The sequence below is a fragment of the Saccharomonospora iraqiensis subsp. paurometabolica YIM 90007 genome, assembly GCF_000231035.2.
Classification (GTDB): Bacteria; Actinomycetota; Actinomycetes; order Mycobacteriales; family Pseudonocardiaceae; genus Saccharomonospora; species Saccharomonospora paurometabolica.
Genome location: NZ_KI912238.1, coordinates 2,006 through 6,670, shown reverse-complemented (window position 1 = coordinate 6,670; position 4,665 = coordinate 2,006). Strand labels below are relative to the sequence as shown.

General features: G+C 72.6%; 5 protein-coding genes. All 5 read left to right on the top strand.

The features are described from left to right. Window positions 1-312: 312 nt before the first annotated feature. The 5 genes from SACPADRAFT_RS0212110 (at window position 313) to pcaG (ending at window position 4,487) form a co-directional block, all read left to right on the top strand. On the top strand, window positions 313-1,134 hold the full coding sequence (locus tag SACPADRAFT_RS0212110) for a CoA transferase subunit A (protein ID WP_007026596.1): 822 nt from the start codon (window positions 313-315) through the stop codon (window positions 1,132-1,134). A 56-nt stretch (window positions 1,135-1,190) separates the two neighbouring features. Continuing rightward, on the top strand, window positions 1,191-1,922 hold the full coding sequence (locus tag SACPADRAFT_RS0212105; RefSeq protein ID WP_198048316.1) for a CoA-transferase subunit beta: 732 nt from the start codon (window positions 1,191-1,193) through the stop codon (window positions 1,920-1,922). Beyond that, on the top strand, window positions 1,919-3,091 hold the full coding sequence (locus SACPADRAFT_RS0212100; RefSeq protein ID WP_007026594.1) for a thiolase family protein: 1,173 nt from the start codon (window positions 1,919-1,921) through the stop codon (window positions 3,089-3,091). Before SACPADRAFT_RS0212105 ends, SACPADRAFT_RS0212100 begins: the two co-directional genes overlap by 4 nt. An 86-nt stretch (window positions 3,092-3,177) precedes the next feature. Next, on the top strand, window positions 3,178-3,930 hold the full coding sequence (pcaH, locus tag SACPADRAFT_RS0212095) for a protocatechuate 3,4-dioxygenase subunit beta (RefSeq protein ID WP_007026593.1): 753 nt from the start codon (window positions 3,178-3,180) through the stop codon (window positions 3,928-3,930). After that, the gene (gene pcaG / locus SACPADRAFT_RS0212090) at window positions 3,927-4,487 is read left to right on the top strand and encodes a protocatechuate 3,4-dioxygenase subunit alpha (protein WP_007026592.1); all 561 of its coding nucleotides are present in this window, start codon (window positions 3,927-3,929) and stop codon (window positions 4,485-4,487) included. Before pcaH ends, pcaG begins: the two co-directional genes overlap by 4 nt. Window positions 4,488-4,665 lie beyond the last annotated feature (178 nt).

The following is a 4,665-nucleotide window of genomic DNA, read 5'->3' as shown; positions in this document are numbered from 1 at the left end:
CGCCGGCACCCGGACGTCGGCGACCTCCCGCAGCACCGCGAGCGCGGCCTCCGGGATCCGGCGCGCCACCACCACCCGCGGCCGCGCCCCGTCCCTGTCCCACCCCACACGATCCCCCTTCGTCCGGCCCCGACCCTACCGCGCCCCAGCTCCCCGGGTGTGCCGTGAAGGACTCCTTCCCTGCCCCCATCGCCGTGAAGGCCTCCTTCACTGCGTGTGACGCAGGCAAGGGGTCCTTCACGGCGACCCCCACGGGGTGTATGTTCATATGTAGAACTTGTGTGCGTTATGCGAACGACGAAGGTGGCACAGGTGGCAGAGATCGTTTCGCTCGCCGACGGGGTGGGCAGGCTCGTGCGCGACGGGGACACGGTCGCGCTCGAAGGGTTCACCCACCTCATCCCGCACGCGGCGGGCCGGGAGATCATCCGGCAGGGGCGCAGGGACCTCACGCTGGTCCGGATGACCCCGGACATCGTCTACGACCAGCTGATCGGCGCGGGGTGTGCGCGCAAGCTCGTCTTCTCCTGGGGCGGTAACCCGGGGGTCGGCTCGCTGCACCGCTTCCGCGACGCCGTGCAGAACGGCTGGCCCGCCCCGCTGGAGATCGAGGAGCACAGCCACGCGGGCATGGCCAACCGCTACGTCGCGGGGGCGTCCGGGCTGCCGTTCGGCGTGCTGCGGGGGTACTCGGGCACCGACCTGCCGGAGCACACGGACACGATCAAGCAGATCACCTGCCCGTTCACCGGTGAGCAGCTCGCCGCCGTCCCGGCGCTCAACCCGGACGTGTCGATCATCCACGCCCAGCGCGCGGACCGGCGGGGCAACGTGCAGATCTGGGGGCTCGTCGGCGTGCAGAAGGAGGCGGTGCTCGCCGCGCGGCGGAGCCTGGTCACCGTCGAGGAGGTCGTCGACGACCTGGAGCCGGTGCCCGGCCAGATGATGCTGCCGAGCTGGGCGGTCACCTACGTCGCCGAGGCGCCGCACGGTGCCCACCCGTCCTACGCACAGGGCTACTACGACCGGGACAACGACTACTACAAGGAATGGGATTCCATTGGGCGGAAGCGGGACTCGTTCGAGGCCTGGGTCCGCGACACCGTGTTCGGCGGGGAGGTGAGCGGGAAGTGACCACGCCACAGCAGCAGCCGCGGGCGGAGTGGACGCCCGACCACACGTCCGACGAGATGATGTCGATCGCCGCGGCCCGGGCCCTGGCCGACGGCACGCGCTGCTTCGTCGGCATCGGCCTGCCCTCCACCGCCGCCAACGTGGCACGCCGGACCCACGCGCCGGATCTGGTGCTGATCTACGAGTCCGGCACCCTCGGCTCCAAGCCGGACGTGCTGCCGTCCTCGATCGGTGACGGCATCCTCGCCGAGACGGCGGACGCCGTGATCGGCGTGCCCGAGGTGTTCAACTACTGGCTGCAGCCCGGCCGCATCGATGTCGGGTTCCTCGGCGCGGCCCAGCTCGACCGGTTCGGCAACATCAACACGACCGTGATCGGGGACGACTACGCCGATCCCGCGGTGCGGCTGCCCGGTGCGGGCGGCGCCCCGGAGATCGCCGCCTCCTGCCGCGAGGTGTTCGTCGTCGTGCGGCAGAGCAGGCGCAGTTTCGTCGAGCAGGTCGACTTCGTGACCTCCGTCGGGCACGGTCGCGGTCGGGGTGACCGCGAACGGCTGGGGCTGCGCGGCGCGGGCCCCACCCTGGTGATCACCGACCTCGGTATCTTCCGTCCCGACCCGGACACCCGCGAGCTCGTGCTCAGCCAACTGCACCCCGGGGTGGACGTCGAGCAGGTGCGCGAGGCCACCGGCTGGGAACTGACGGTGGCCGACGACCTGTCGACCACCGACGCCCCGACCGCCGCGGAGCTGTCCACCCTGCGGACCCTCAAGGAGGCCTCCTCGTGACCGACGTCTTCGTGCTCGACGCCGTCCGGACGCCGTTCGGCCGCTACGGCGGCGCCCTCTCCGGCGTACGGCCGGACGACCTCGGCGCACACGTGCTCCGTGCCCTGGCCGACCGCGGCGGGGACCCCGACGCGGTCGACGAGGTCGTGCTCGGCGACGCCAACGGCGCGGGGGAGGACAACCGCAACGTCGCCCGGATGGCCACGCTGCTGGCGGGCTGGCCCACGAGCGTGCCCGGCACCACCGTCAACCGGTTGTGCGGCTCGGGGCTGGACGCCGCCATGCAGGCCAGCAGGCAGATCGCCGTCGGGGACGCCTCCGTGGTGGTCGCCGGCGGGGTGGAGTCGATGAGCCGCGCGCCGTGGGTCCTGCAGAAGCCGGCCAAGGGCTTCCCGGCGGGCCACGAGACGCTGCACTCCACCACGCTGGGTTGGCGGATGGTCAACCCGAACATGCCCGAGCAGTGGACCGTGTCCCTCGGGGAGAGCACCGAGCAGCTCGCCGGGAAGTACGGGATCAGCCGGGCCGCGCAGGACGAGTTCGCGCTGCGCAGCCACACCCGCGCCGCCCGGGCCTGGGACTCCGGCTTCTACGACGGGCACGTGGTGCCCGTCGAGGGCACCGACCTCACCCGCGACGAGGGCATCCGCCCGGACACGTCGCTGGAGAAACTGGGCACGCTCAAACCCGCCTTCCGTGCGGGCGGCAGTGTCACCGCGGGCAACTCGTCCCCGCTGAACGACGGCGCCTCCGCCGTGCTGCTCGGCGACCGCGCGGGCGCCGACCGTCTCGGGGCGTCGCCGATGGCCCGGATCGCCGGCCGCGGCGCGGCCGGGGTGGACCCGGACGTGTTCGGCATCGGGCCGGTGCGCGCCGCCGAGATCGCGCTTCAGCGCGCGGGGATCGGCTGGGGTGATCTGACCGCGGTGGAGCTGAACGAGGCGTTCGCCGCGCAGTCGCTGGCCTGCTTCGCCGACTGGCCCGAGCTGGACCCGGAGATCGTCAATGTGAACGGCGGGGCCATCGCCATCGGACACCCGCTCGGCGCCTCCGGCGGGCGGGTGCTCGGCACGCTCGCCCACGAGCTGCGCAGGCGGGGCGGCGGTTGGGGGCTGGCCGCCATCTGCATCGGTGTCGGCCAGGGCCTGGCCGTGGTGCTCGAGGCGTGAGCGGGCGCGTCCCACCGGGTACGCGGCCCCTCGCGCCGCGGTGTCGAACGCCCTCGCGCCGCGAGGTGTCGAACGAGGAGGAGAGCATGACCACGTCAGCGGAGTCGTCGGCCGGGTCGGGCCTGGTCCTGCCACGGTACCGCCGGGACCCGGAGGGCACCCACCCACCGATGGATTCCCCGGGGTACAAGTCCACCCGGCTGCGGCACCCGAAGCAGCCGCTGGTGCTGCTGCCGCAGAAGCTCACCGAGGTCACCGGCCCGTTGCTCGGGCCGGGACGCCTGGGCGAGCTGGACAACGACCTGACCCGCCAGCACCCGGAGGAGCCGCAGGGGCAGCGGATCCTCGTGCACGGCAGGCTGCTCGACGGCGACGGCCGTCCGGTGCCGAACTCGCTGATCGAGGTGTGGCAGGCCAACGCGGGCGGCCGCTACAAGCACGTGTGGGACAACTGGCCCTGCCCGGTGGACCCGAACTTCGACGGCGTCGGCCGAACCGTGACCGACAGCGAGGGACGCTACGAGTTCGTCACCATCAAGCCGGGCGCCTACCCGTGGAAGAACCACGACAACGCCTGGCGGCCCGCGCACATCCACTTCTCGGTGTTCGGCACGGCATTCCCGCAGCGGCTGGTCACCCAGATGTACTTCCCGGACGACCCGCTGTTCTTCCAGGACCCGATCTTCAACTCGATCCCGGACGAGAAGGCACGGCAGCGGCTCATCTCCCGGTTCGACCTGAGCCGCACCGTCCCGGAATGGGCCCTGGCCTTCGAGTTCGACATCGTGCTGAGGGGCCGCGAGGCCACACCTTTCGAGGACGAGGAGGAGGACGAGTGAGCGAGGCTGTTGTGGCCGGGCCGCTGGGCTCGACGCCGTCGCAGACGGTCGGGCCGTACCTGTCGATCGGGCTGCCGTGGGCCGACGGCCCGTACGTGGTCGACGCGGACGACGAGGGCGCGGTGTGGATCCGCGGTGTGGTCACCGACGGTGCGGGCGCGCCGGTGCCGGACGGGCTGGTCGAGACGTGGCAGGCCGACCGGAACGGCCGGTTCGACCATCCGGACGACCCGCGCGGCCCGCAGCCGGGTTTCCGTGGGTTCGGGCGGTGCCCCACCGACGACGACGGCGCGTACGCCATCCGGACCGTGGTGCCGGGTGCGGTGCCCGGCGAGGCGCCGCACATCGACGTGTCGGTGTTCGCCCGCGGGATGCTGCACCGGCTGGTGACCCGGATCTACTTCCCCGACCGTGCCGAGGCCAACGCCACCGATCCGGTGCTGGCCTCGGTGCCCGCCGACCGCAGGCGGACCCTGATCGCCGAGCCGACGGAGGACGGCTACCGCTTCGACGTGCGGCTGCAGGGCGAGGGCGAGACGGTCTTCTTCGATGTCTGAGCGGCGGGGCGGCTGATGTCGGAGCTGTTCGACCCGGTGTTCGCGGCCGGGCCCGTGGCCGGGGAGACCTCGGACCGGGCGTGGCTGCGCGGGATGCTGGAGTTCGAGGCGGCGCTCGCCGCCGCCCAGGCCGATGTGGGCCTCGTCGACCGCGCGCACGCCGACGTGGTCGCCGGGG

Excerpts from the sequence above, each read along its gene's own strand:
- SACPADRAFT_RS0212105 (WP_198048316.1), top strand. The coding sequence starts at position 1,191 with ATGATGTCGATCGCCGCGGCCCGGGCCCTGGCCGACGGCACGCGCTGC.
- pcaH (WP_007026593.1), top strand. The coding sequence starts at position 3,178 with ATGACCACGTCAGCGGAGTCGTCGGCCGGGTCGGGCCTGGTCCTGCCA.